At 48.7% G+C, this 26,990-nt stretch carries 18 protein-coding genes, 1 pseudogene and 1 CRISPR repeat array; of the genes and pseudogenes, 7 read left to right on the top strand and 12 right to left on the bottom strand.

What is annotated here, in order from left to right; genetic code table 11:
* Positions 1-100: 100 nt before the first annotated feature.
* Both mtgA and aroE read right to left on the bottom strand, forming a co-directional pair.
* Positions 101-802 carry a monofunctional biosynthetic peptidoglycan transglycosylase gene (gene mtgA, locus GJV52_RS08340; protein ID WP_095502785.1) on the bottom strand — a complete coding sequence of 234 codons (702 nt, stop codon included), beginning with the start codon at positions 800-802 and terminating at the stop codon, positions 101-103.
* Positions 802-1,614, bottom strand: a complete 813-nt coding sequence (gene aroE / locus GJV52_RS08335; RefSeq protein ID WP_100563037.1) for a shikimate dehydrogenase — start codon at positions 1,612-1,614, stop codon at positions 802-804. The genes mtgA and aroE overlap by 1 nt, the downstream gene beginning before the upstream one ends.
* A gap of 398 nt (positions 1,615-2,012) precedes the next feature.
* Between aroE and glnA the strand changes: the two genes are divergently transcribed.
* From glnA to GJV52_RS08315, 4 genes are all read left to right on the top strand, one after another.
* A complete protein-coding gene (gene glnA, locus GJV52_RS08330) occupies positions 2,013-3,431 on the top strand; it encodes a type I glutamate--ammonia ligase (protein ID WP_100563035.1) in 1,419 nt (472 codons plus the stop codon).
* Positions 3,432-3,698: 267 nt separating this feature from the next.
* The gene (locus GJV52_RS08325; RefSeq protein WP_095502782.1) at positions 3,699-5,633 is read left to right on the top strand and encodes a TonB-dependent copper receptor; all 1,935 of its coding nucleotides are present in this window, start codon (positions 3,699-3,701) and stop codon (positions 5,631-5,633) included.
* Between the two features lie 188 nt (positions 5,634-5,821).
* Entirely contained in the window at positions 5,822-6,133 is a 312-nt protein-coding gene (locus GJV52_RS08320) for a hypothetical protein (protein ID WP_100563032.1), read from the top strand.
* Positions 6,130-6,378, top strand: coding sequence for a hypothetical protein (locus GJV52_RS08315; RefSeq protein ID WP_100563030.1), 249 nt, complete (start codon positions 6,130-6,132; stop codon positions 6,376-6,378). Before GJV52_RS08320 ends, GJV52_RS08315 begins: the two co-directional genes overlap by 4 nt.
* Before the next feature lie 328 nt (positions 6,379-6,706).
* On the opposite strand, the gene GJV52_RS08310 is transcribed toward GJV52_RS08315, so the two are convergent.
* The gene (locus tag GJV52_RS08310; protein ID WP_095502780.1) at positions 6,707-6,913 is read right to left on the bottom strand and encodes a CstA-like transporter-associated (seleno)protein; all 207 of its coding nucleotides are present in this window, start codon (positions 6,911-6,913) and stop codon (positions 6,707-6,709) included.
* Positions 6,897-8,975, bottom strand: coding sequence for a carbon starvation CstA family protein (locus tag GJV52_RS08305; RefSeq protein ID WP_095502779.1), 2,079 nt, complete (start codon positions 8,973-8,975; stop codon positions 6,897-6,899). Before GJV52_RS08305 ends, GJV52_RS08310 begins: the two co-directional genes overlap by 17 nt.
* A 316-nt stretch (positions 8,976-9,291) precedes the next feature.
* On the opposite strand from GJV52_RS08305, the gene dusA reads away from it, so the two are divergent.
* From dusA to gshA, 3 genes are all read left to right on the top strand, one after another.
* The gene (gene dusA, locus GJV52_RS08300; RefSeq protein WP_154212884.1) at positions 9,292-10,305 is read left to right on the top strand and encodes a tRNA dihydrouridine(20/20a) synthase DusA; all 1,014 of its coding nucleotides are present in this window, start codon (positions 9,292-9,294) and stop codon (positions 10,303-10,305) included.
* 207 nt (positions 10,306-10,512) lie between these two features.
* A complete protein-coding gene (locus GJV52_RS08295) occupies positions 10,513-11,334 on the top strand; it encodes an HpcH/HpaI aldolase/citrate lyase family protein (protein ID WP_100563028.1) in 822 nt (273 codons plus the stop codon).
* A gap of 247 nt (positions 11,335-11,581) precedes the next feature.
* Entirely contained in the window at positions 11,582-13,129 is a 1,548-nt protein-coding gene (gene gshA, locus GJV52_RS08290; RefSeq protein ID WP_100563026.1) for a glutamate--cysteine ligase, read from the top strand.
* 179 nt (positions 13,130-13,308) lie between these two features.
* Here the strand turns inward: gshA and putA are convergent.
* From putA to GJV52_RS08250, 8 genes and pseudogenes are all read right to left on the bottom strand, one after another.
* A pseudogene (putA, locus tag GJV52_RS08285) lies at positions 13,309-16,915 on the bottom strand (bifunctional proline dehydrogenase/L-glutamate gamma-semialdehyde dehydrogenase PutA).
* A 223-nt stretch (positions 16,916-17,138) separates the two neighbouring features.
* A CRISPR array of direct repeats spans positions 17,139-18,428; the repeat unit is 32 nt; unit sequence GTTTCAACACACAGCCACCCGAAGGTGGCTGA.
* A gap of 188 nt (positions 18,429-18,616) precedes the next feature.
* Positions 18,617-18,910 carry a CRISPR-associated endonuclease Cas2 gene (cas2, locus tag GJV52_RS08280; protein ID WP_100563183.1) on the bottom strand — a complete coding sequence of 98 codons (294 nt, stop codon included), beginning with the start codon at positions 18,908-18,910 and terminating at the stop codon, positions 18,617-18,619.
* A gap of 86 nt (positions 18,911-18,996) precedes the next feature.
* Positions 18,997-20,010, bottom strand: a complete 1,014-nt coding sequence (cas1c, locus tag GJV52_RS08275) for a type I-C CRISPR-associated endonuclease Cas1c (RefSeq protein ID WP_100563185.1) — start codon at positions 20,008-20,010, stop codon at positions 18,997-18,999.
* Positions 20,011-20,682: a CRISPR-associated protein Cas4 gene (gene cas4, locus GJV52_RS08270; RefSeq protein ID WP_100563187.1), complete on the bottom strand. Its 672-nt coding sequence runs from the start codon at positions 20,680-20,682 to the stop codon at positions 20,011-20,013.
* Positions 20,683-21,522, bottom strand: coding sequence for a type I-C CRISPR-associated protein Cas7/Csd2 (gene cas7c / locus GJV52_RS08265; RefSeq protein ID WP_095503635.1), 840 nt, complete (start codon positions 21,520-21,522; stop codon positions 20,683-20,685).
* Between the two features lie 21 nt (positions 21,523-21,543).
* Positions 21,544-23,649, bottom strand: a complete 2,106-nt coding sequence (gene cas8c, locus GJV52_RS08260; protein WP_100563189.1) for a type I-C CRISPR-associated protein Cas8c/Csd1 — start codon at positions 23,647-23,649, stop codon at positions 21,544-21,546.
* Complete coding sequence (gene cas5c / locus GJV52_RS08255) at positions 23,646-24,401, bottom strand: type I-C CRISPR-associated protein Cas5c (RefSeq protein ID WP_095503634.1); 756 nt, start codon at positions 24,399-24,401, stop codon at positions 23,646-23,648. The genes cas8c and cas5c overlap by 4 nt, the downstream gene beginning before the upstream one ends.
* A gap of 14 nt (positions 24,402-24,415) precedes the next feature.
* Positions 24,416-26,896 carry a CRISPR-associated helicase/endonuclease Cas3 gene (locus GJV52_RS08250; RefSeq protein ID WP_100563191.1) on the bottom strand — a complete coding sequence of 827 codons (2,481 nt, stop codon included), beginning with the start codon at positions 26,894-26,896 and terminating at the stop codon, positions 24,416-24,418.
* Between the last annotated feature and the right edge of the window lie 94 nt (positions 26,897-26,990).

Raw genomic sequence — 26,990 nt, 5'->3', positions numbered from 1 at the left:
ATTACGCTTATCATTTTTATTTTTGTGACTATATGATAAAACCAAGGCCGTCTGAAAAATAGTGTTCAGACGGCCTTTTTCATTAATAAGTGATTTGTCATTATTCGGTGTCGCTGACCGGTAATTCTGCCGAACCCATACGCCGAAAAATGATGTTGGTTTTACCGCGTAGGCGTTTGCTTTTCGGATTATCCGCATAAAACAACGGCGCAGGCACACGGGCGGCGAGCTTGGCGGCTTGCTGTTTGGTCAACTCGGCGGCCGGTTTTTTATAGAAAAACTGCGACGCGGCTTCGGCACCGAACACGCCGTAATGCCATTCGATGGTATTGAGATACAGCTCGAAAATGCGGTCTTTGTCGGTGACGGCCTCCATCATCGCAGTAATGGCGGCTTCTTCGGCTTTGCGAATGTAGCTGCGGCTGTCGTTGAGAAACAGGTTTTTCGCCAATTGCTGGCTGATGGTCGAACCACCGGCTTTCACTTCACCACTTTTCTGGTTGCGCTTGATGGCGTTTTGAATGCCGCTCCAGTCAAAGCCGTCATGCGCGGCGAATTTGGCGTCTTCCGAAGCAATCAACGCTTTTTTCAAGTTAGTGGAAATGCGTTCATACGGCACCCAGCGGTAATCCAGCCTTTCGCTGCGCCCTTCTTGCTGAAACTGGCTCATGCGCATGCTCATGAATGCAGTTTGGTGCGGTGCAACGGCGCGGTAGGTGATGATGTTGCCATACACATAGGCGTTGAACAAAATAAAGCCCGCCACCGGCAGCGCAATCAGCCATTTGAGAATGCGCAACATCACAGGTCTTTCATGTATTCAAACACAGGTTTGATGTCCGGCTCGAAACCGCGCCACAATTGGTAAGAAAACGCGGCCTGCCCGACCAGCATACCCAAGCCGTCGGCCGTTTTTTGCGCGCCCGATTCGGCGGCAAATTTTAAAAACGGCTCGGAATCTTTACCGTAAACCATGTCATAAGCCAAGGCACACGCACCGAACACAGCCGGTGCAATGTCGGGCAATTCGCCGCTTAAGCCGCCGGATGTGCCGTTGATGATGATGTCAAAATGATTTTCCGGCAATTCGTTCATGGCAATCGCGCGAATGCCAAAACGCTCGGCCACTTCTTCGGCTTTGGCATGAGTGCGGTTGATGATGACGATTTCGGCTGGCTGACGGCCTTGCAACACGGGAATCACACCACGCACCGCACCGCCTGCACCAATCAGCAACACGCGCTTGCCCGTCACCGGCACGCCTTGCGCCTGAATGATGTCATTCACCATACCCACGCCGTCGCTGTTGTCGCCGCGGAATTTGCCGTTGCCCAAGGGAATAATGGTGTTCACCGCACCGGCAGCCAACGCGCGCTCGGAATGTTCGTCAACAAAATTGAAGGCATCCAATTTAAATGGCACAGTCACATTCGCGCCCTGCCCGCCTTCGGCAAAAAACGCAGCAGCGGCTTCGGCAAATCCGCCAATTTCGGCGTAAATGCGGTCGTAATCAATGGCAACGTTTTCCTGCTTGGCAAATTCTTGATGGATTTGCGGCGATTTGCTGTGTTGCACAGGATTGCCGAATACGGCGTAACGCGGTTTGCTGCTCATGGCTGGTTTCCTTCACTCATCAGGCAAAAGCGTTATTATAACGGGATTTCGTCAGGATTAAAGCGGATGTTGCGTTAAATACCGCAAGTTGCTGTATTGCGCCGTTGAAGTAGTAAATTGTTGACAATCAGGCCATCTGAAATTATATTTCATGTATCGGTTTGAATCGATTAAAACACAGCGCAATCACTATATTTACCGCTGTTTTTCAGACGGCCTCAAGCCTTCACGCGCTATTTTTTAACGGCTACTGACAAGCCCTGAAACGTGATAAAATAGCCCATCCGATTTTTACTGCCCGCCGATCCAGTTTATCCAAATAAATAGGCAACCAAATGCAGCATTTTAGGTCGCATGTTTATTTGGATTGACTGATTTCCCTATTTAGGAGCTTGAACATGTCTATTAAAGACGTTGTAAAACTGATTGAAGAAAGCGAAGCGCGCTTCGTTGATTTGCGTTTTACCGATACCAAAGGTAAACAACACCACTTTACCATTCCATCACGCATCGTATTGGAAGACCCTGAAGACTGGTTTGAAAACGGCCAAGCCTTCGACGGCTCTTCTATGGGCGGCTGGAAAGGCGTTCAAGCTTCCGACATGCAGTTGCGCCCCGATGCGTCCACTGCCTTTATCGATCCGTTTTACGATGACACCACCGTCGTGATTACCTGCGACGTGATCGACCCTGCCGACGGCCAAGGCTACGACCGCGACCCGCGCTCTATCGCCAAACGCGCCGAAGCCTACTTGAAATCTTCAGGCATTGGCGACACTGCTTTCTTCGGTCCTGAGCCGGAATTTTTCGTGTTTGACGGCGTAGCATTTGAAACCGCCATGCACAAAACCCGCTATGAAATCACTTCTGAAAGCGGCGCCTGGTCAAGCGGCGCGCATCTTGACGGCCAAAACACCGGCCACCGCCCAATGGTTAAAGGCGGCTACGCGCCTGTGGCACCGGTTGACCAAGGCCAAGACTTGCGCTCGGCCATGGTGAATATTTTGGAAGAAATCGGCATCGAAGTCGAAGTGCATCACGGCGAAGTGGGCACCGGCTCGCAAATGGAACTGGGTACCAAATTCGGCACCTTAGTCCGCCGCGCCGACCAAACCCAAGACATGAAATACGTGATTTGGAACGTGGCACACAACTTCGGTAAAACCGCCACCTTCATGCCAAAACCCATTATGGGCGACAACGGCTCAGGCATGCACGTGCACCAATCGATTTGGAAAGACGGCCAAAACTTGTTTGCCGGCGACGGCTACGCAGGTTTGAGCGATACCGCGCTCTACTACATCGGCGGCATCATCAAACACGCCAAAGCCTTGAACGCGATTTGTAACCCGTCAACCAACTCGTACAAACGCTTAGTGCCACACTTTGAAGCACCGGTAAAACTGGCTTACTCAGCGAAAAACCGTTCGGCCTCTATCCGCATTCCATCGGTAAACAGCGTAAAAGCCCGCCGCATCGAAGCGCGTTTCCCTGACCCAATGGCCAACCCTTACTTGTGTTTCGCCGCCTTGCTGATGGCCGGTTTGGACGGTATCCAAAACAAAATCCACCCGGGCGATCCGGCCACCAAAAACCTCTACGACTTGCCACCGGAAGAAGACGCTTTGGTACCAACCGTGTGCGCCTCTTTAGACGAAGCCTTAGCTGCGTTGAAAGAAGACCACGAATTCCTGACCCGCGGCGGCGTGTTCAGCAAAGACTGGATCGAAAGCTACATCGCCTTCAAAGAAGAAGATGTCCGCCGCGTACGCATGGCGCCGCATCCGCTGGAATTTGAAATGTATTACAGCCTGTAATTACATCAATCTTTGATTGAATTAAGGCCGTCTGAAACGTTGTATTATCGGAACGTTTCAGACGGCTTTTTATTTTTTCAAAATAGTCTCTAAGCAAAATGGTTAAATATTAACATTAAAATATTCATGTTAATTGACTTTAATCAATTAACATGAATTCATCTAGCATTAGAATTTGCGCAGTTATGTTATAATAAATTAGGAGCTTATCAGGTTTTTTGATGATTTTGCTTCCTAAGCCCCTATTCATTTATCCGAAAGCATAAAATGAAACCTTCTCCTTTTCTAAGTTTACTACCATTAAGTTTCTCTATCAGTACCACTTGGGGTAGTACCGAATTACCACCTCTCCACCAAGAACTAGAACCAGTTGTTGTGACTGCTGCACCACAAAACCGTGCAAATATTGTGCAGTTTAATACCAAAAGAGCCGTCCAGCCCTTACCCGCAAACGATGGAGCAGGATTATTACTGTCTGTCCCTAATATGAATGTCATTCGAAAAGGCGGTACATCTGGTGACCCTTTATTTCGTGGTTTAGGCGGTTCACGTTTAGCCATTCAAGCCGATGATCAATTCATCTATGGCGGTTGCGGAGGCCGTATGGATCCGCCTACTGCCTATATTTTTCCCAATTCCTATGATCAGGTTGTTATTACCAAGGGGCCACAGACCGTCACCCAAGGTACCGGATTAGTAGCAGGTTCAGCACGCTTTGTACGCAAAGAACCAAAATTTCATGAAAAAAATATACATTTTAATACAGCCTATACCATCGGTAGTTTTGGTAGGCACGATGCGATGGTGGATGGGACTGTAGGAAATGAACTAGGCTATGCGCGTCTAAATGCTACTTACAACACCTCAGACGATTACCAAGATGGGGACAACAATAAAGCCCATTCTAATTTTGAACGCAACAGCCAAATGCTACAATTAGGTCTAACCCCTTCACCAGATACCTTATTGGCAGCAACTTATGAGCGCAGTCGGGCAAAAGCAGCCTATTCAGACCGAATGATGGATGGTAGCAAATTTGACCGTGACGCTTGGAATGTCCGCGGCGTACAACACAATATTAATGATTGGTTTGCGGAAGCAGAATTCCGTTATGGCCAAAGTACTATTGATCATGTTATGGACAATTACAGCATGCGGCCTGTTCGCCCAGGAATGGCACGTGCAAATAACCCCAAACGTGAAACCGATACTGCTCAGTTAAAAACCACATTTGATTTTAACAATATTGAATTACAAACAGGCATAGATTATATGCGTGATAAACATTCATCGCGTAGTGGTACAGATTATGCAAGCAAACCGTATACGCCCAATCAAAATTTCACACATTGGGGAGGTTTTGCTGAAGCCAACTGGGCATATACTGACCATCAAAACTGGATCGCCGGTTATCGGCATGACGAAATTAAAGCCATTTATGATGCATACCCGCTCAATGATACTGCCAGAACCCAAAAATATAATTTAAATTCAGGATTTTTACGCTATGAACATCAGGCAGGAAATACCAAATACTATTTAGGCTTAGGAACAGCGGAACGTGCTCCGGATTATTGGGAACGTAACCGTAGTGAAGATTTATTACCAGAGCGTAACAACCAAATAGATACCGGGGTAATTTGGCAAAATGACAAATGGCGTGCCTCTGTATCACTATTTGGCAGTCGTATTAATAATTTTATTCTTGTTGATAATTCGGTTGGTGCACGTAATATTAGAGCTGAACGGTTTGGCGGTGAAGCTGAGTTCAATTATCGCTTTGCACCAAATTGGACAATAGGCAGCAGCCTTGCCTATACTTATGGAAAAAACCGTACCGATAATATCCCTCTAGCTCAAACACCTCCACTAGACTGGAAAACCTCACTTAACTGGGATAATGGTAAATTTAATGCCGGGGCACTATGGCGCGTAGTCAATAAACAAAAGCGTTTTGCCAAAGGGCAAGGTAATATTATTGGACAAGATATCGGCGCTTCTGCAGGCTTTGGTGTTTTGTCACTCAATGCAGGCTGGAAAATCAATAAAAATGCCATTCTTCAAGCCGGAGTGGATAACGTGTTTAATAAAACCTATGCTGAATTCGTCAACAAGGCCGGAAATGCCTCAGCTGGGGTTCAAACAACCCGTGTTAATGAGCCTGGACGACAATTCTGGCTGCGGGGGCAGATGCAGTTTTAAGCGCTTCGATAACATCAGCTTTCGAGTATCACGTAACGAATCAATCTAATAATTGACTTAAAGCCATCTGAAATACTTATCTAATTTTTCAGATGGCTTCTTCTTTTACAATATGATCCGCATAAATTAACACGTCTCATCCATTGTGGCGTACAATGCCGTACACTCTTATATGTATTCAAATCATCATGAACTTATCTCGTCATTTTTTAATCAGCACTTTGCTGTTGACTGTATATTGGGCATTGGTTTTGCATGTTGCGGTTTTTGCGCCCTTAGATTTGGCTAATTTCTTATTCAGCGAATCGGGTACATTTGAAATCTTCAGCCCTTATTTATGGTTTTTATTGGCGATTGTGTGCTTATGCACCCGTTTTACCGTTTTGACCCGCTTGGCTACTGCGGCCACAGCGGTATTATTTGGCTTGCGTGAAATGGATTTACACAAATCTTTATTCAGCATGAGCTTTTTAAAAACAATTTCTATCGCAGCGATGTGATTCCTTTATCCGATAAGCTGCTCGGTGCTGCAATTTGCTTATTTTTATTATTACTGGCATTTTATTTGGGCAAAACCTTCCTCAAGCAGCTGCGCCAATCATCACGCCCATGGCCGGTAGCGTATGGTTACACGATTCTGGCTTTTGTGTTACTGGTGGCCAGCAAGTTTATCGACCGATTGAATGCGCAATTAGATGAACTGTTTAATATCACGCTTTCTGAGCGTTCGGCGGTGATTATTTAATCATTGGAAGAATCTACTGAAATGGCGTTACCGGTTTTATTGTGTATTGCTATTTTTCTGTATCAACCTAAATCTAAATCATAAAGCATGAGTCTTTAAAGGCCGTCTGAAAATTTTTTTCAGACGGCCTTTATTTAATGAATCAAAAACTACAACTGCTGCCAATCTCAAATTTGAGTATCAATCGAAGCCAATATCGTACAAAAGCGAAACATCACACTTACAGCACTAAGCCATTGAAAGACCATTGAAAGATAGCGCCCCCTGTTTATCCCTTACCCCACAAGAAAAAACCCTGCATGTCACCATACAGGGCTTTTTTCATCTTTCAACAGCAGCCGCCACCGCTTTTGATTCGGCAATACTCGATAAACTGCGCCCGAGTCATCACCGGCGTATTCGGATTATATTTGCGTTGCTGGGCAACATAGCGGTCGTAATCCGGAATACCGGCCATATAATTGGCAGCGACACAAAAGCTCTTATGCGCTTTTTTCAGACGGCCTATTAAAGGATGATTAAGCAATTTTCTCATTGGTTTGAACCTCGTCACGGTAAACGGCAGGGACTTCTTTCGCAGTCGGCCAAGCCACTTTACGCGCTTTCATGGCAGTCATCAAGCCGTAGATGGCGATGAAAATCACAACCAGCATAAATGCTGCGCACAAACCTGAGTTGACATAGTCGTTGAAGACAATCTGCCCCATTTGCGCCACGTCTTTGGCCGGAGCCAACACTTCGCCACGCGCAGCCGCTTCACGGTATTGTGCAGCGTGTGCCAAGAAGCTGACACGTGGGTCGGAATCAAACAGTTTCTGCATGGAAGCCACGGCAGTCACAATCAATAAGCCCATGGCCGGTACCAACGGCACCCATACATAACGTTCTTTTTTCATTTTTACCAACACAACCGCTACCATAATCAGCGCCATACCGGCCAGCATTTGGTTACCGATACCGAATAAAGGCCACAGCGAATTGATGCCGCCCAATGGGTCAGTCACACCGGTGTAGAGAAAGTAGCCCCATGCGCCAACGGTCAGGAAAGTGGCCACCAAATTCGAGAACATGCCCTGACCGGTGCCCAAAGGTTTCACAAAAATACCCAGCAAATCTTGCACCATAAAGCGTGAAGTACGGGTACCTGCGTCCACCGCAGTCAAAATAAACATGGCTTCAAACAACAGCGCAAAGTGATACCAGAAGGCCATCATTGCTTCGCCCGGAATCAATTGGCTCATGATGTGTGCCATACCGACGGCTAAAGTCGGTGCACCACCGGCACGGGACAGAATCGAATTCTCACCCACTTCACGCGCAGTATTGGCCAAAGTTGCCGCATCCACTGGAATTTGCAGATGAGTAGTGATGGCATGCGCCGCCGTTGCAGGGTCAGTACCAATCAAAGCCGCAGGGCTGTTCATGGCGAAGTACACGCCTGGTTCCAACACGCAAGCCGCAGCCAGAGCCATAATGGCCACGAAACTTTCCATCAACATACCGCCATAACCGATGGCGCGAACGTGGGTTTCGTTTTCAATCATTTTAGGGGTGGTACCGGAAGAAATCAGCGCATGGAAACCGGATACCGCACCGCAAGCAATGGTAATGAATAAGAACGGGAACAGCTTACCGGAGAACACCGGACCGGTACCGTCGATAAAGTGGGTCACAGCCGGCATTTTCAGCACCGGACCAACCACAATAATACCGATGGCCAATGCAATGATGGTACCGATTTTCAGGAAAGTCGCCAGATAATCGCGCGGTGTCATCAAGAACCACACCGGCAGCAGCGAAGAAATACCGCCATACAGCATAATGCCGAAGGCCAATTGCACGCCATTCAAGTCAAACCAAGGGCCAATCGCACTTTCGGCCACATGATTACCGAAGATTACGGCGCTCATCATGGCGATAAAGCCGACAATCGCGATTTCACCCAAATGACCCGGGCGGATAAAGCGAGCGTAGAAACCCATAAACAGCGCAATCGGCACAGTTACGGCAATGGTAAACGTACCCCAAGGGCTATGGGTCAGCGCTTTTACCACAATCAAGGCCAATACCGATGTGATGATGATCATAATCATCAGAATACCGATAGACGCAATCACGCCGGCAGTCGTGCCCAATTCTTGTTTGATGATGTCGCCCAAGGATTTACCGTCGCGGCGCATAGACACAAACAACACCATCATATCCTGCACGGCACCAGCCAATACCACACCAAAAATAATCCACAGCGTGCCCGGCAGATAACCCATTTGCGATGCCAACACAGGCCCTACCAACGGACCCGCACCCGCAATTGCAGCAAAGTGGTGACCGAACAATACTTTTTTATCGGTCGGCACATAATCGACACCGTTGTTGTTGCGTTCCGCCGGCGTCATACGGCGATGGTCGAGCTGCAGAATATTTTTACAGATATAAAGGCTGTAAAAACGATAGGCAATACAATATACCGATACCGCAGCCACCACCAGCCAAATAGCACTGACGTGTTCGCCGCGACTGAGTGCTAAAGTGGCGAAAGCAAATACCCCTGCCAACACCACCAAGCCCCATATCAGAAACGATTTCAACGCTTTCATGACATGTCCTTTTCAAATATTAAGAGATAAACAAGCATATATAAATAAATTTTATTCAAAAACTTAAAATATTTACTATATAAAACATAATATTATTTAATAAATATTTTATTTTGACAAATACTAACATATTTATATAACTACATAAGATTACATAGAAAGAAACATGTTTTAAATCAAACTTCGTTGAAATATTCACTTAATCGGCAACCTATCCTTACAAAACAATTCCGCCCGGATAGCGTCAGCGCCAGCCATTTTGCTGCCGTCATCTCTGTTATAATCATGCCCATTTGCACCCGCTTAACACCTTGACATGACCACAAACATCCTACCCACTCGCCGCCTTTCCGTCGCGCCCATGCTCGACTGGACCGATCGCCACTACCGCCACATGGCGCGCCAAATCACGCAAAACACTTGGCTTTACAGTGAAATGATCAATTCCGGCGCAATTGTGTATGGCGACAAAAACCGCTTTCTCATGTTCAACGAAGGCGAAAATCCCGTGGCGCTGCAACTGGGCGGCAGCGACCCTGCCGAGCTGGCCAAAGCCGCCAAAGCGGTAGAAGAATACGGCTACGACGAAGTCAATCTCAACTGCGGCTGCCCCAGCCCTCGCGTGCAAAAAGGCGCATTCGGCGCTTGCTTGATGAACGAAGTCGATTTAGTGGCCGATTGTTTAAACACCATGCAAGATGCCGTGCAGATTCCCGTTACCGTCAAACACCGCATCGGTGTAGACCGCCAAACCGAATACCAAACCGTGGCTGATTTTGTCGGCACCCTACGCGACAAAACCGCCTGTAAAACTTTTATCATCCATGCCCGCAACGCATGGCTCGACGGCTTGTCACCCAAAGAAAACCGCGACATTCCACCACTGAAATACGACTACGTTTACCGCCTGAAACAAGAATTTCCCAAGCTGGAAATCCTGATTAACGGCGGCATCACCACCAACGAACAAATCGCCGAACACCTCCAACACGTCGACGGCGTGATGGTCGGGCGCGAGGCCTACCACAACCCGATGGTGATGCGCGAATGGGATCAATTGTTTTACGGCAGCAGCCACGCCCCTATCGAATACGCCGACTTAGTGCAACGCCTGTTTGCCTACAGCCAAGCGCAAATCCAAAGCGGCCGCGGCACCATCTTGCGCCACATCGTCCGCCACAGCTTAGGCCTGATGCACGGCCTCAAAGGCGCACGTACTTGGCGGCGCATGCTCTCCGATGCCCTCCTGCTCAAAGACAATGACGGCACGCTGATTTTGGAAGCATGGCGTGAAGTGGAAAAAGCCAACCGGTTTGGGTTGGGTGAATAAATCATAAAAGGCCGTCTGAAAATCAAGTTTTCAGACGGCCTTTTATCATCAAAATCCGCTACAATGTTTCTACTAAAATCATATCGTCATTTAAAAGAGAAATAAGACGAGGCAACAGCGACCACCGTGTATAAGTAATACATGAGGGAGCTGGTCACGCGGTATGATTTCTATTTTAAATGACGATAAAAAAACAAAGGAGAAACCATGCTAAACCGCCCCATTCCGAAAGTATTCCTATTCGTTCCCGCCACTCGCCCTGAGCGGATTGCCAAGGCATTTGCCAGCGGTGCGGACGAAGTGATTGTCGATTGGGAAGACACCGTCTCGCCGGAAGACAAAGCCACCGCCCGCGCCAACATCGCCGAATACTGCCACCAAGCTGGTCAGCCTGCAGTATGGGTCAGAATCAACAATTCGCGCAGCGCGTTTTATGCAGACGATGTGGCAGCGCTCAAGACTATGCCTGAAATCAAGGGGATACTGCTTTCCAAAACCGTTCACGCCGATGAAATTTCTTCGCTGCATCACGCCACGGGTAAGCCGGTGATTGCTGATATTGAATCGGCACAAGGCATGGCCGACATCGGGAAATTAGCGCGTTCAGACGGCCTGTTTGCGCTGACCTACGGCTGTTTGGATTTAGCGAATAATTTAGGCGTGAGCTACGGCACGACCGCCGCGCAAACGGTGTTCGACCGCCTGCGTACCGATATGCTGCTGCACAGCCGCATCAACAATCTGCATCCGCCCATCGAAACCACCTTCCCCGATTTCAACGACCACGAAGCCAACCGCCAAAACGCGGAATACTGGCACGATATGGGTTTCGGCGGTGTTTTGTGTATCCACCCGAAACAAGTCGCTGCGGTGAAAGAAGCTTTAAGGCCGTCTGAAGATTTGTTGGCCTTTGCCAGAAAAGTCGTTGCCGAAGCGGAACACAGCGGCCAAGCCGTTTTCCAAGTAGATGGGCAAATGATTGATGCGCCGGTGATTGAACGGGCAAAATGGGTTTTGCGACAAAGCTAATGTAATGTTCAGACGGCCTGATCGTTACTCAAGCCGTCTGAAATCATTTTCACTGATAACTATTTTATCGGCTTATCCCTATAGCTTTTAACTAACGATTTGGCCGTCTGAATATCCGCCGTTCATTCACACATAACCATATTCCGCCGCTGCCGTTCCGTGCTAAAATCGCTCTGTTTGATGGCAGCAAACGCCATCCCGATAGCCACTTTTCGCAGAAGCCCACACTTTCTGCCAAGGAAAATACATGAACATCGAGACCCTTCCACTGTCCGGCGGCAACATCGGCATCGAGCGCGAGAGCCTGCGCACCACCGCCGACGGCCACCTTGCCGGAACACGCCACCCAGAAGCCTTGGGCAATGTCTATACCCATCCGAACATCACCATCGATTATGGCGAAGCATTGTTGGAACTGGTCACCGATCCGCATCAATCCCCGAAAGCCGTGTATCAGCAGCTTTTGGAATTGCACCAATTCAGCGCGCAAAACATCGGCGAAGAACGCATGTGGGCAGCCAGCATGCCTTGCCGTCTGCCCGACAATCCCGAACACATTGAAATTGGCTACTTCGGCCAGAGCAATGGCGCCAAATTGAAGCGCCTGTATCGCGTTGGTCTGTCTTACCGCTACGGCCGCACCATGCAAATGATTGCCGGTGTACATTTCAACTATTCGCCACCTGAAAGCCTGTGGGCAGCCTTGGCCAAACAAGAAGGCGTGGAACCTACTGATGATTGGCGCAACGAGTGCTACATGGGCATGATTCGCAACATTCAGCACCACGGCTGGCTGATTTGCCACCTGTTCGGCACCGCCCCTGCCTGCGACCAAAGCTTCCAACCGGCGCAAAATGTGCTTGACCGCCTGCACGAGCAAAGCTTTAGCTGGAAAAACGCCACCACCCTGCGCATGAGCCAACTCGGCTACCAAAACAAAGTCGATTTCAGCGTCAGCTTCAATCATCTGAACGAATACGTTCGCGATTTGGGTGCGGCGGTATTAACCCCAGCGCCGGTGTATGAATACTTGGGCTTGCGCGGCCCGGCCGGACTGTACCGCCAAATCAGCACCAATATTCTGCAAATCGCCAACGAATATTACAGTGGCGCACGTCCGAAACAAGTGATGAAAAAAGGCGAGTTGCCCATCAGCGCCTTGAGCGCGCGCGGCATCGCCTATGTTGAATTGCGCCTGCTCGACAACAATCCGTATGACCCTGCCGGCATCAGCTTGGAGCAAATTCATTTCTTGGAAAGCTTTATGCTGTGGTGTTTGCTGAAAGACTCGCCTGCATTTACCACCGCCGATTACAACGAAGCCAACCACAACCGCTTGCGCACCGCCTGCTCAGGCTTGAGCGAAGGATTCAGCCTGTTTAAAAACGGCCGCAGCATTTCCGCGCAAGATTGGGCAAATGAAATCCTGCATGAAATTCTGCCGATTGCCGAACGCCTTGACCAAGGTTCGGACAACAGCGGCTACCGCGAAGCCGTGCAAAGCCAAATTCGTGCCAACAGCGGCGAAACCCTGCGCCTGCCACAGCGAGTGCAAGCTGAAATGGCCGAACAAGAGTTCCTGCCATGGGCAATGGCCTTAACCGCGCAACATTCAGAAACCTTAAAGCAACCGCTACCGCAAGACGTGCAAGCCAAACTGGAAGCACAAAGCCAACAATCCTTGCAGGAATTTGCCGAAATCGAAGCTAAAGCCGCCGATGAAATCCCGTTTGACGACTATTTGGCCAACTATTTCAATCCGCTGCATGAATGCTTGGCAAAATTAACGGTTTAAATCGTGATAAAAAACCATGCCGTCTGAACGCTTCAGATGGCATGGTTTTTTCTTTATCTTACTCAACTGAAAAAAGATAAACTGAGACTTTTGCAAAAGCATCATTTTATACTTCAAAAGGCCGTCTGAAAGATTGAACTCTTCCCCAATCTTTCAGACGGCCTTGAGCATTTATAAAATTAATCCGACATTGCCATCAAGCTGGCGTTACCGCCCGCTGCAGTCGTGTTGATGCTACACGAAATTTCTTCAAACACCTGCAAAATATCCAAGCCGTTTTCAGACGGCAGAATGCGGATTAACGCGCCCTCGCTCGCTGCCAGCGCTTGTTTGCGTTCGGTCGGCAAATCTTCCAGCGCCACCACATGGCTGATGCCGGCGTTTTCCGGTTTATCGACAATCAGCAAATTGCCCAAATGCGCCACTTCTGTCGCCAGCGGATGATTGGCTTCAATCACGCCCTGCACACCGGCTGCGGCCAGTTGCACCAAAGCGGTGAACGACTGCACCAAATCGCCGCCGTAAATCCACACGCGTTTCGGCGCGTGCCAGCTTAATACGTTGCGCTCGCCGGTTGGGCCACACAACACCTTTTCAGCATGGCGCAGCGTGCGGATGCGCGCTTGGCCTAAGGTAGCGGCAATCGAGAGCTTGTATTCTTGGCTGATAGGCAGATTGTGCAACACAGCTTCCAAGCGTTTCAATACTTCGTCATCGACTTGACCGACTTTGCTCAAGGTCGGTGCAACCCATTGTTTCAGACGGCTTAAACGTTGCAGGTAGAACGGGCCGCCTGCTTTCGGACCTGTACCCGATAAGCCGTGGCCGCCAAACGGCTGCACGCCGACAACCGCGCCGACGATGTTGCGGTTGATGTACACGTTGCCCGCTTCAATGCGTTTGCGGATGTGATCCACGGTCGCATCGATGCGGCTGTGTACGCCGTGGGTCAGCGCGTAGCCTTTGCTGTTGATTTGGTCGATCAGGCTGTCGAGTTCGTCGGCACGATAGCGCACGACGTGCAACACCGGACCAAATACTTCGCGCTGCAATTCGTTTAAATTATTCAACTCAAACAAAATCGGGGCAACAAAAGTTGATTGCACCTCATCAATGCCGTCTGAAACCTTGATTTCATGGAACGATTTAGCCACACCCTTCATTTTATCAATGTGCGCCAACAGATTGGCTTGCGCTTCAGCATCGATGACGGGACCCACATCGGTGTTCAGCAAACGCGGATTACCCACCACCAATTCGTTCATCGCGCCTTTAATCATATCAATCATATGATCGGCCACGTCTTCTTGCACGCACAAAATACGCAGCGCCGAACAGCGTTGGCCGGCCGAATCGAAAGCGGAATTCAATACATCGGCGCAGACTTGTTCGGCCAATGCGGTTGAATCGACAATCATCGCATTTTGGCCGCCGGTTTCGGCAATCAATACCGGATTGTCATCGCGTTTGGCCAAGGTTTGGTTAATCAGGCGTGCCACTTCGGTCGAACCGGTGAAAATCACGCCGCTGATGCGTGAGTCTTGCGTTAAAGCCGCGCCGACTTCGCCCGCGCCCAATACCAATTGCAAGGCTTCAGACGGTACACCGGCTTCATGCATCAAAGACACAGCATACGAAGCAATCAGGCTGGTTTGCTCGGCAGGCTTAGCAACCACGGTGTTACCGGCAGCCAATGCGGCCACCACTTCACCGGTGAAAATCGCCAACGGGAAATTCCACGGGCTGATGGCGATAATCGTGCCCACGCCTTGGGTGTTGGCAGGTAAGGTTTGCTCGGCTTCATCGGCATAATAGCGGCAGAAATCAACCGCTTCACGCACTTCGGCAATGGCGTTTTGCAGCGTTTTGCCCGCTTCGCGCACCGCCAGCATCATCAATGCAGGGGTATGCTGCTCCATCAAGTCGGCCAAACGGCGCAAGCAGGCAGCGCGTTCGGCAGCCGGTGTCGCCCCCCCAAGCGGCTTGCGCGGCCACAGCTTCGGCAATCGCTTCTTGCGCCAAGGCAGCATCGGCAAATGAAACCGTACCCACCACATCGCCATGATCGGCAGGATTTTTGACATCTTGCGGCGCGTTGACTTCACGCAGCTTGCCGTTAATCATCGAGGCCGTCTGAAACGCTTGCGCCGCCGATTGGTTCATTTTCTGCTGCAATTGCTGCAACACGTTTTCATTGCTCAAATCCACGCCTTGCGAATTCAGACGGCCTTTGCCGTATAAATCACGCGGCAGCGGCAACGCGGCATGCAAATGAATGCCTTCTTCGGCAATGGTGTCGAACGGGCTGCGAATCAGCTCGTCAATGCTGATTTTTTCATCAACGATTTGGTTCACAAACGATGAATTGGCACCGTTTTCCAGCAAACGGCGCACCAAATAGGCCAGCAGCGTTTCATGCGTGCCGACCGGCGCGTAAATACGCACGCGGCGGCCTAAGTTTTGTGGGCCGACCACTTGGTCGTACAGGGTTTCGCCCATGCCGTGCAAGCATTGGTGTTCAAAATCCTTGCCCTTACCCATTTCGTAAATAGCCGCCAGCGTGTAGGCATTGTGGGTGGCAAATTGTGGGAACACAGCATCTTGCGCGGCCAGCAGTTTGCGTGCACAAGCCAGATAAGAAATATCGGTATGCACTTTGCGGGTGTACACAGGATAGCCGTTGAGGCCGTCGACCTGCGCCCATTTGATTTCGCTGTCCCAATACGCGCCTTTTACCAAGCGGATCATCAGTTTTTGATTGTTGCGGCGCGCTAAATCTACCAAATAATCAATCACAAACGGGCAGCGTTTTTGGTAGGCCTGCACCACAAAACCGATGCCGTTGTAACCGGCCAAATCAGGATCAGACACCAAAGCTTCCATCAAATCCAGCGACAATTCCAAGCGATTGGCTTCTTCGGCATCGATGTTCAGGCCGATATTGTATTGTTTTGCCAAAACAAATAATGCTTTTAATTTCGGCAGCAACTCGGTCATCACGCGCTCGTGTTGCGCACGGAAATAGCGCGGATGAATCGCCGACAATTTCACGGAGATGCCGTTGCCGTCATACACGCCTTGCCCTGCCGCATCCTTGCCGATAGCGTGAATCGCGGTAACGTAATCCTGATAGTAGCGGTCGGCGTCGGCTTGGGTAAACGCCGCTTCACCCAGCATATCGAATGAGAAACGATAGCCCAGTTTTTCACGCTCTTTGCCGTTTTTCAATGCTTCTTCAATAGTTTGGCCGGTCACAAACTGCTTGCCCAGCATACGCATGGCGTAATCCACGCCTTTGCGGATCAACGGCGCACCGCCCTTGCCCAACACACGGCTCAAAGCCGAACCCAAATTCTGGTCGTTGGTCGTGGTGGTGAGTTTGCCGGTTACCAGCAAACCCCAAGCTGCCGCGTTCACAAACAGGCTTGGGCTGTGGTTCAGATGGCTTTTCCAATCGCCGTCTGAAAGCTTGTCGGCAATCAATTTATTGCGCGTGGCATTATCCGGAATGCGCAACAAAGCCTCCGCCAAACACATTAACGCCACACCCTCTTCGCTCGACAATGAAAACTCGTGCATCAACGCATCCACACCGCTGGCTTTGGTACGGCTCGCCCGCACCTGCGTCACCAAACGGCGCGCCAAATCATCGGCAGCACGACGCTCTTCACCCGTCATCTGCGCCTGTTGCAGCATATCGTTCACCGCTTCGACTTCATCGCGGCGATAAGCCTCAGTCACCGCTTGGCGCAGCGGAGTTTGTTGGGGATGGGCAAATTGGAACATGGATTTTTCTCCTGAAATCAAATGGCATTCATTCCTAAATCATATACCAAAATCACGTTCAGACGGCATGATTTTTTTAGCATACTTTAACTTAGTTCAAACTTAGATTAACTCGATAATAAAAAGGCCTCATGATACGAGGCTTTTTAATAGGGATTTAATTCCTCTAGGGGTATCGGGAGTGCTTGACTTATTCTGCTTGGTTTTTCGCCGTTACTGGATAACTTCAATACACAGCTATCCGAAGGTGGCTGACCTTTAATGATTAACCCACTGCGTTTTCAAACAAGTTTCAACACACAGCCACCCGAAGGTGGCTGGGTCTACTTCGGTGCCGTCTTCGAGTTTCATTTTGTTTCAACACACAGCCACCCGAAGGTGGCTGACACCTTTGGGCGGTCTGGTTACTTTTTCCTCTTCGTTTCAACACACAGCCACCCGAAGGTGGCTGATAGCCGAAAGCAGGGCGGCATTTCTGGACAGAATGTTTCAACACACAGCCACCCGAAGGTGGCTGAGCGATGCTTCTGCTTACGTTGCGCCAGCAGCTCTTGTTTCAACACACAGCCACCCGAAGGTGGCTGATTTAGACGAACATACCGCTTTAGCGCATGTGCGTTCGTTTCAACACACAGCCACCCGAAGGTGGCTGACAGATTTGAATGACGAAGATTCAGATTTGAATGACGTTTCAACACACAGCCACCCGAAGGTGGCTGAGGCCGCGTAGAGCGCATTAAAAACACCCTGTATCTGTTTCAACACACAGCCACCCGAAGGTGGCTGACGGCAGGGCGGTTATCATCACCGGCGGTCGCATCCAAGTTTCAACACACAGCCACCCGAAGGTGGCTGAGGTGCCGTGCGGGTTATCGTAAATATCAATAATGTTTCAACACACAGCCACCCGAAGGTGGCTGAGCGGCTTTTCGTCGTGGATTTTGGCGGACATTATGTTTCAACACACAGCCACCCGAAGGTGGCTGATTCAGCACGGGAATACCACTTGCCATCTTTCCCGTTTCAACACACAGCCACCCGAAGGTGGCTGATGCCATACAGATAACTTCGTCTAGCGTTCCCAAACGTTTCAACACACAGCCACCCGAAGGTGGCTGAACCCGATTGCGCCGTTTATCCCTGTTTCCGAGTGGTTTCAACACACAGCCACCCGAAGGTGGCTGATTACGGACTGGATACCACAAGCCTAGTCGTTTTTGTTTCAACACACAGCCACCCGAAGGTGGCTGACATCGACGCCTACGATGGCGAACCGCTGGACACAGTTTCAACACACAGCCACCCGAAGGTGGCTGAGCCGATACACTCGAAGCCGTTATCGGGCAATTTGTTTCAACACACAGCCACCCGAAGGTGGCTGAATCATGTTCCAGGCCACCTGAAAGCAGTTTTTATGTTTCAACACACAGCCACCCGAAGGTGGCTGATTCCGCGATTTAGCCAAAAAAGGAGGATTTAAAGTTTCAACACACAGCCACCCGAAGGTGGCTGAAGCCCCTTATACAACCCTTGCCAATCAAGGCGGATAATGCACTGATTCGCTAGCGTTATCCAAGAGAACCGAAAAAATTATAGCACACTCCTACAAAAGGCATTCACCGAAAATAAGTCCTCATTTTTAAAGAACATTTCTCAATCGCTAACTCCCTGATGATTTCATGAGAACCAATGGTCAGCGATTTAAATAATCAATGTGTCTTGGAAAATATCCACCGCCGGTTTGGCGCCGTGGTGTTCCACTTTTCTGCGCCATTTGCTGCCCAAATGGTAAAAGCGCAAGCTGTCTGTTTCGGGGTTGTAGGTTTTGAGCAGTTTGTCTTTGAGCACGACCCATTGATCGGGGGCAATGTCACATTCAAATACCGAAAACTGCACCCGCACGCCGTAATCTTGGCAGTGTTTGGCGATTCGCCGCAATCTGGCTTGGCCTTGTGCATCCTCCAATGAAATATCGTAAGTAATCAGCATTAACATTAATCTTTTCCCTATTAATCAGCAGCAGAGGCCGTCTGAATATTGTTTCTTCCGCCTGTTTTCAGACGGCCTCAAAAATACACCGCCTAGCGCATTAAAAACGGCGGATATTCGGCCAAGTCACCGCGTAAATGTCTGGCCAACAGCATGGCCTGAATATGCGGCAGCAAACCGATTGCCACTTCTTCCTGCAAAAAAGGATGAAGGATTTTTTCCTGTTTCTTTGCCTGCAGGGTTTGAAACAATAATTTGCGCGCCTCAGCCTTTAAAACTACTGCGCCGCCTGCCTCGCGGGTAAAATCCTGCGGCTTGATTTGGCCGCGGTTAATCAGCGACAACACCAGCCTATCCGCCCACCAAGCGCGGAATTCTTCTAAGATGTCTTGTGCCAAACTGTCGCGCCCCGGCCTATCCGCATGCAAAAAGCCCACTTGCGGATCCAGCCCCACGCCTTGCAGCGCACCACTGATGTCTTTGCCTAAAATACTGTATGTAAATGATAACAACGCATTGACTTCATCACGCGGCGGACGGCGGTTGCGGCCATTGAACACAAAACCGCTTTTTTCATTAACCAAATGCTGAAACACCCCAAAATAACGCGCCGCCGCATCGCCTTCAATCCCGCGTATCACATCCAAATCATGGGCAAGCTTCAATTGCTGCACGCTAAAATTCAAAGCCGTAATGGCCGTCTGAATATCGGCATTCTCCCCATGATTGCGGATTTGACGTTGCAACACCCGCTTACTAGATTGAATTTTGGCAGCGATGATATTGCGCGCAATCGGTACAGGATCGCTTTCCGACCGCCGATACTGCGCCCGCCTGAGCAACACATTGCCACTCTGCCGCCCCTGCAAACGCCCTAAAAACCGCCCGTTTTCGGTAAAAAACGCCAGATTGACATTATTTTCACCACAAAACCCCATCAAAAACGGCGACACTAACACATTTCCAAAGCAGAAAATATGCCCGATGGAATGAATCGGCAACTGCGCCACTTTTTTACGCTCTTGCTCCACCACCAAAGTTTCCCGTTCTTTATGAAGATAAGAGCCTTGCGTGGTGATATAGAGGGTGTTTTGGAGTTTTTTCATTTAACTTTCTCCAAATAACGCTTCTGTATATTTTACCGACAGATCCTGCCCAAATAATTTCGGTTCACAAATATCCAACAGCGAACATGCCTGACAATGTTTGCCGTATTCTGCCTGCGGCGTTTGCCCGCTTTCCAAAAGCTGTCTGACCTTGCCAATAGTCTCAATCGTTTGCTTTCTGAGGCCGTCTGAAAGGATAACAGGCAGACGATGACGGGTTTGCATATACCACAATACCCCTTCATCAATCGACTGCCCGGTCATTTCTTCCAAACACAGAGCTTGGGCGCATAATTGAATTTCGTCCATCGCCGTCGGCTTTGGTTTGCCGCGCTTGTATTCGACAGGTTTCAGATGGCCTGATTGCAAATCATGTTCCACCATATCGACAATACCGCTCACGCCCAACTTTTCTGCCGACACATGCACGCTGCGCTCAAAGCGTACACCTTTGCGGGTTTCCGGTTCGCCCGAATCGACACGCTCATGCAAAGCACGTCCTTGCGCGGTGAGAAAATTCTCCGCCCACGCCTGTTCGTTATGGATTAACGCACACTGACGCGGGCAGAAGGCGTAATGCTGCAGGGCGGAGAGGGGAATCTGACGTTGGTCATATTTTTTATTCTGCCCTGCTGCTGGGATTTGCGTAGTAGATGGCAAATCAATCGACATTTAGAAACCTTCAATTTCCTGTGGCTGCAATCCTTCAAGATTCTCCAGTTGGTAACTTCCGTCAGGATTTACCGTTAAGCTACCGTGTACTTTGGCAGATGAATATTGGCCTGATTTGCAATTGTGTTCCCACCAAATCAGTTTCAATACTTGCATTGAGCCTTCAGGACGGGCGGAAGATGCGTCGCCTTCAAACAGTTTGGTGAGCACGGCTTTGATTTTGTCGGCGTCTTCGTCGGAAAAGCCGGTGCGTTCGGCAAGTTGCGGCGACATGGCACCGAAGGCAACGTAAATGCCGCTGTCCACGCGGTGTTTCATGCCCATGGTGTCCGAGCTTTTTTTTGTGCCGTCGCCTTCGCCGCTGACGCTTTTCGTAATTTGTGTGCTAGTGATATTAACCGGTTCGACGCTAAATGCAGATTGAATAGTTACCGGACCGCGCACGGCGATAGATACGCCCGCACCGTCGTCGCTTTTGCCGAAAGCAAATACCTGCCCGAAACTGCGCACATCCAGCCATTTTGCACAGGCAGCTTTGGCGGTTTCGTCTTTATTGGCTTTTTTGCCGAACGCTTCCGCCCCCAAGCCGACGTCTTTGTCCTTAGCACGATTGGCAAGGCTGGTCATACCGTCGGTTTTCTTTTCGTCAGATTGCACAAAGATGTTTTCACCGTTACTTTGCAGGCGGTCGCGGATTTTGCGTTTTAAGCAAACGTCGGTCATTTCACCGATTCCGGCAAAATCGGAACGCGGGCGGTTGCCGTTTAAAGGATCGCCGTTGGGATTGGCATTGGTTACTTTAAGAATCAGGGCGAAGTCGATTTTTTTAGTTAAAGACATTTTATTCATCTCCATAAGGGGTTAATGGGTTTCGGTTTGGTCTTGTTCGTCTTGTTCAGACGTGGTATTTGAGCTGTTGCGGTAAGCCATTTTTTGGCTGTGATAGCCAAGCAGAAATTCGCCGTCCAACGGTTTATCCAGCGGACTTTTTAATTCATTTAGAGCTGACATAATTTCATCAATCTCTTTTTCTCGATTGCGTAAAAATCCTATATAGCGGTTGCTGCGCAGGCGGTTTTTGTAGGGTTCGAGTCCGAGCTCGATTTGCAACCAAGTGCTTAGAGGACGCACAGCAAAACGCTGCATATACCTTTCGGCGTTAGTTGATCGATTTTCATCGGCAATTCTTAAAGCCGTACTTTCCAATTTTTCCGCCACCGCCAATAATCTGCCAAACAGATAATCGCGCGAGCGGTTTTCTTTGTCTAAACTCATAAGGTAAGTTCTCCGTTGTGATAAATCGTGATGACGGGCACGCCAGCCTTTATATAAGGCACAGGCGACACCGATATTGCGTTGCCAGTTTGTATGACGAATTTTTTCTCCATCTTCAGGGCGATGATTTGCATAAGGGTTGCAGGCCGTCTGAAAGCTTTTCTGTACCAAATCATAAGGGATCGGCACTTGTCTGCCGCCGGCAATCACAGGTAATAACCGGGCGTAGAGCTGTTTTTTCAGGGTATCGCTCAATGCCTTTCCGTAAACGGCGTGGCCGATGTCAAAAGGCGAAGGCGGCAATACCGGCCAAAGGGTTTGTTTGTCGGTTTTTTTACCGTTTTTCTTCTCGATGCTGCGGCGTTGATACCAGGCAAAATCGTCTACCCATGCGTCCAGATTGTCGAAGTAGTCAGCAGGCAGAAATTCTTGATAGTAAGTTAATGCCATGCGACCATCCGTTGATTTATCTACCATTAGCAAAGAAATTTGCTCATGCTCTTCCAGTTCGGCTTTATAACCATGCAGTTTTTTCTTGATAATTTCTGCTGCCGACTTCCCAACATTACTTGACCAATCTTTGCTTGAAGTTTTTTCTTCAAACGACATATCAATTTCAGTTTCACTTTCAACCGCACTTGTATCTAAATTGTCCCAGTCAATCACACCAAAAGAATCTTTCATCGGCGATGGAACTTCTTTACCACTAATCGCCCAAACAACTGTTTTTTGATCACCGTTGCTGATACCTTGACGTTTTATCAACCACTTCAATATATTGAATGCCTTTTGAGAGACATCCCTTCCCAAGGTTACAGCCTGGCTACCTAGTTCAGATTTTGCTCCATTGTCTTTATCTCCATAAAACCTGCCCCGAAAAGTAAATCCGGTATCATCATTAGCAGAAACTAATTTGGCATTACCGTCGATTTTCGGATATGCCTCCACCGGATAATCTTCTTCTCCGGTTACGTAACATAACGCTTTATTTTTATTGCCTTGTTCAGATTGATTTTCTTGGTATTTAATCCATTGTTTTTTAATATTACCTTTACTCCATAAATCAGAATGAGGGTCATCAGGCATTTCCACTGCCCATACGATCGTCAAACCAAACGGATCGTCTTTAACAGATAACAGAATATTATCTTCAAAAGAAAAATATTTTTTCTCGATCAAGTCTTCAATCAGCGAACCTTTTTGGATATACCGCAAAACAATGTTTATCTCCTGCAAATGGCTAAACTCAGCCCAATCGGATAGTTGCTTCTCATAAAATTCAAAACAGCTTTGATATTTTGCTTTTTCCGCATCGGCAAATTTTTGTTTTTCCTCATCAGTGCCTGCAAGAAATTCTTTCCATTTTTTGCCATTGGTTTTTTCCGCTATTTTGGAAAGATACTCAATCGTCAAATATCGTTTTGCGGTCTTGGCGATATATTGCAAACCATCGTGTAACGCATATGCTGCAATCGTTGATCCGGAACGTTTTGACGATTTTTCAGTTATTTGAATAGGAACCTGCTTTTTGCCTTCAAACCGTTCTGCCCGCACCAATTCCGCCTTATCGTTTAGAACAATTTTCAAGTGAACCGCTTTAGACAGATGAAAAGGCAATGCCAATTCTTCATCATCCAATCCTTGGTTTTGGACAAATTCATACGTCCGATACAGTTTCTGCATCCAGCTCATAATCCCAACTCCTTAGCCTCGTCTTCCACAGGCTTCACGTTTTCACCGCGTTTAAACGGTTTTTCGGGTTTCATTTTTCGGATAAAGCGGGTTTTCAGGCTGCCCGAAACGTCATTCACGCTTGGGAACTCAATCTTGCCGCGCTGCATACCGGCATTCCAAAAGCGGCTGATCAGCTCATGTTTGCCCGTTTCTTCCGGATAGCCGAAGCTGTGGAACATCAAACCGAAATCCAGATTGTCGATTTCATCGTAAAAGCCTTTACCTGAACCGAATTCACACGGTTCGACATAGCCCTGACAATCGCGGGTGCCGAGGAAAATATCCTGCCGACCGCCACGCTGGAGCATTCGTTCGGCAATCGCGGTATGTTTGCCTTCATTGCGATCGCCCTTGAGTTCTTCCCAGTTTTCGTTCCAGGTAAAATGCGCTTCTACCTGATATTCCACGTCTTGCAGAAAAGTATAGATAGCTAACGTATGATGGGCACCTTTAGGTGATTCCCATTGTCTTGGCTTGGTGGATTTGCTTTGGGTATGGATAGGCTTCATAACCCGCACGCGGTCGATGTGCCAAATCAGGGTCGGTTTCCAGTAAATGCTTTTTAAAATACCTTTAAGTGCCTCGTAAGTCGGCACTTGATAACTGAATTTCTCACCGCCGATTTTAGTGACGGGGTCGGTAAACAAGGCCTGCCGTCCCCAGACACGAAAGCAGAACGGTTTACTGCGGAATGTATTTTTGTTGTTCATCACATTTCCTTAAATCACAATTCATAAAAAGTCATCGCACCGACTTCATCGACGGACAAGCCGTATTCGTCGCTGTAATAACGTTCTTTTAAATAATAAATACCCAAACCGGCCTGCACTTCCTGAACGGCTTGTTCTTTTTCCAGTTTTTCCCACACATTCGGAAATACATTCACGCTGTAACGCTGCGCTTTGGCCAAAGTGTGGTACATCTCTTTCGGATCCCAGGCTCCGCACAGTTCGGCGATTAAATCTTTACCTTTGCCATAGGGCACAATCACGGCACGGGTTGGTGCCTCAATCGCCTGGAAGGCTCTCCCCGCACTTTTGAACGACTGCATCAGCAACGGTAATTTAGGACGGCGTTTGTCGTTTTTCGCGGCATAGGCGTTTAAACGGTTATCGGAAAGCCAGTCTAACAGGCTGCCTGAAGTGCTGCCTTTAACCGTATAACTCATCTCGCTGCTGCGGTTATAAAAATAGTATTCAAAATACTGCCGCATAGCGTTAGGCTGTAAAATGTCCTGCTCGGCGAATTCGCGCAGTACGCGTTCGGCATTTCTCTGCCCTTGGTCAATATCGGGCAGCACCCGTGCCAAATTCGGCTCTTGCAGGTTCAGCACATATACCTGCCCTTTGCCCGCTTTCTCCCCATGACGATTACACCGTCCCGCCGCTTGGGCTATGCTGTCCAGCCCGCCTAAAGCTCGAATCACACAACTCATGGAAATATCCACCCCCGCTTCAATCAACTGGGTGCTAATGCAGATCACGGGTTGTTTGTTTTTTAGACGGCCTTTGATTTCATCAAAGATGGCTTTGCGGTGTACCGAACATTGATTGGTGCTGAGGTGAAATAAGGCTTCCGGCGGTACATCCTGCCGCTGGCAATATTGATACAGCTCCTGCGCCCATTTTTTGGTATTGACGATAAACAGGCAGCTTGAGGCCGTCTGAAACTGTTCCAGCAAGAATGCGCCGGCTTCACCCACCGGCCAGCCGCCCGCCTTTGGCTTATAGTGAATTTCCACGCGCGATAAATCATCAAATAATTGATTCAGCGTTTTGTTCCGTCCCATAATTTCCGCATTTTCCGCCAGCTTTAACGCCCCCAAATCGGATTTGTGCAATTTATCCAGCAACGGCTGGGTTGCCGTGCACAATACCGCACTAGATTTGCCGAATTGCGTCAGCCAGTTCAGCACATTGCAAAACAGATGTACGCACTTCACCGGCAAGGTTTGGATTTCGTCAAAAATCAGTACACTTTTTGTCATTGCATGCACATGCCGCACACCACGCGTACCGCCGCCGAACCAGGCATCTAGAAACTGCACCATGGTGGTGAAAACAATCGGCTTGTCCCAGTTTTCCGAAAGCAGTTTGTCTTGCCAGTTTTGCTGTTCGGGCTCAAGGTTGGAATGGTGTTCCAGCACCCATTTTTGACATTCGGAACATACACGGCATGAATCGCCGTTATCTTTTGGATTTAAACAATATACTTTACGTACTGCTTCGGCATTTTGGTCAATGATAGAAGTATAAGGAATAATATAAATAATACGGTCAAGCTTGTGCTGTTTGGCGTGATGCAAAGCATATCTCAAACTAGCTAATGTTTTACCGCCGCCGGTCGGCACGGTTAAAGTGTAAATGCCTTGAGGATCATTTGCACGCTTCAGGCAGGTAGCAGAAATCTCACTGCGGACTTCATCAATCGGATAACGGATTTCAAAATTTGCCAAATGCATTTCCAATTTATCAATGGCTTGCTGCCAATCAGGGGATTGATCCAGACGGCGTAAATCTTTCTGCTCCTCCCGTTCAAAATCGGCACTGTTGATGCGGTCGGCATCAATCAGACAACTGAACAGGAAACGGGTTAAACAGCCGATATAGAATTCTTTGATTTTGTCGTTACTGTCAGGATTCTTAAAAATGGCGGCAAGCGGCTTTAATAGCGATTTCACTAAATTTTCGCCCGCCAACTCTTCCGCCCGTATTTTCACCGCCTTATCAGCACGTTGTTCACATTCGCTTAAATGGGTCAGCTCGTCTTCTTTATCAAAGCGTTTTTGCCACACCGCTTCGCCGTTCATACTTAAACAGTCGATCAAGCCTTCGCCGTGATGCGAAGCAATACACAAGCCCAATATTTGCCCGACCAACTCGCCGATGCCGTTTTGTGCCCCGAACTTTTTCAAACGGCGGTAAACCCACTGTGCCCCAGCGGTAGAATGGTCGATTTTCTGACCGTTCGGGAGAACATAGTCATTATCCGCATCGGGATCTTGGCCAGTTACCGCCCTGATATATTCCTGAAACGCCGTAGAATACTTGCCAAAATCATGCATGAGTCCCAGTAATTCACCCGCTTCGGACAATTCCAGCTTTTTTGCCAAAGCCTGAGCAATCGCTGCAGTTTCAATTAAATGAGTTTCAACCGATTGCTCGGCTTTATCAAACGCCCGCACATGCGCAATAGCTTGTTTCACTTCTCTTCCCCTTTCAGCTGATATTGAAATAATCCCATATAGTCATACCAAATCATTGTAACTGCTTACTCTTTGATTTTCACCATAAACAACA

The organism is Neisseria brasiliensis, from assembly GCF_009671065.1.
Lineage (GTDB): Bacteria > Pseudomonadota > Gammaproteobacteria > Burkholderiales > Neisseriaceae > Neisseria > Neisseria brasiliensis.
The sequence above is the reverse complement of the archived record's forward strand: the minus strand, read 5'-3'. Positions and strand labels throughout refer to the sequence as shown.

Excerpts from the sequence above, each read along its gene's own strand:
- cas4 (WP_100563187.1), bottom strand. The coding sequence starts at position 20,682 with ATGTCGATTGATTTGCCATCTACTACGCAAATCCCAGCAGCAGGGCAG.
- dusA (WP_154212884.1), top strand. The coding sequence starts at position 9,292 with ATGACCACAAACATCCTACCCACTCGCCGCCTTTCCGTCGCGCCCATG.
- GJV52_RS08325 (WP_095502782.1), top strand. The coding sequence starts at position 3,699 with ATGAAACCTTCTCCTTTTCTAAGTTTACTACCATTAAGTTTCTCTATC.
- mtgA (WP_095502785.1), bottom strand. The coding sequence starts at position 802 with ATGTTGCGCATTCTCAAATGGCTGATTGCGCTGCCGGTGGCGGGCTTT.
- cas7c (WP_095503635.1), bottom strand. The coding sequence starts at position 21,522 with ATGTCTTTAACTAAAAAAATCGACTTCGCCCTGATTCTTAAAGTAACC.
- GJV52_RS08295 (WP_100563028.1), top strand. The coding sequence starts at position 10,513 with ATGCTAAACCGCCCCATTCCGAAAGTATTCCTATTCGTTCCCGCCACT.
- cas2 (WP_100563183.1), bottom strand. The coding sequence starts at position 18,910 with ATGTTAATGCTGATTACTTACGATATTTCATTGGAGGATGCACAAGGC.
- cas5c (WP_095503634.1), bottom strand. The coding sequence starts at position 24,401 with ATGAACAACAAAAATACATTCCGCAGTAAACCGTTCTGCTTTCGTGTC.
- GJV52_RS08305 (WP_095502779.1), bottom strand. The coding sequence starts at position 8,975 with ATGAAAGCGTTGAAATCGTTTCTGATATGGGGCTTGGTGGTGTTGGCA.
- GJV52_RS08320 (WP_100563032.1), top strand. The coding sequence starts at position 5,822 with ATGAACTTATCTCGTCATTTTTTAATCAGCACTTTGCTGTTGACTGTA.
- gshA (WP_100563026.1), top strand. The coding sequence starts at position 11,582 with ATGAACATCGAGACCCTTCCACTGTCCGGCGGCAACATCGGCATCGAG.
- aroE (WP_100563037.1), bottom strand. The coding sequence starts at position 1,614 with ATGAGCAGCAAACCGCGTTACGCCGTATTCGGCAATCCTGTGCAACAC.
- cas8c (WP_100563189.1), bottom strand. The coding sequence starts at position 23,649 with ATGAGCTGGATGCAGAAACTGTATCGGACGTATGAATTTGTCCAAAAC.
- GJV52_RS08310 (WP_095502780.1), bottom strand. The coding sequence starts at position 6,913 with ATGAGAAAATTGCTTAATCATCCTTTAATAGGCCGTCTGAAAAAAGCG.
- glnA (WP_100563035.1), top strand. The coding sequence starts at position 2,013 with ATGTCTATTAAAGACGTTGTAAAACTGATTGAAGAAAGCGAAGCGCGC.
- cas1c (WP_100563185.1), bottom strand. The coding sequence starts at position 20,010 with ATGAAAAAACTCCAAAACACCCTCTATATCACCACGCAAGGCTCTTAT.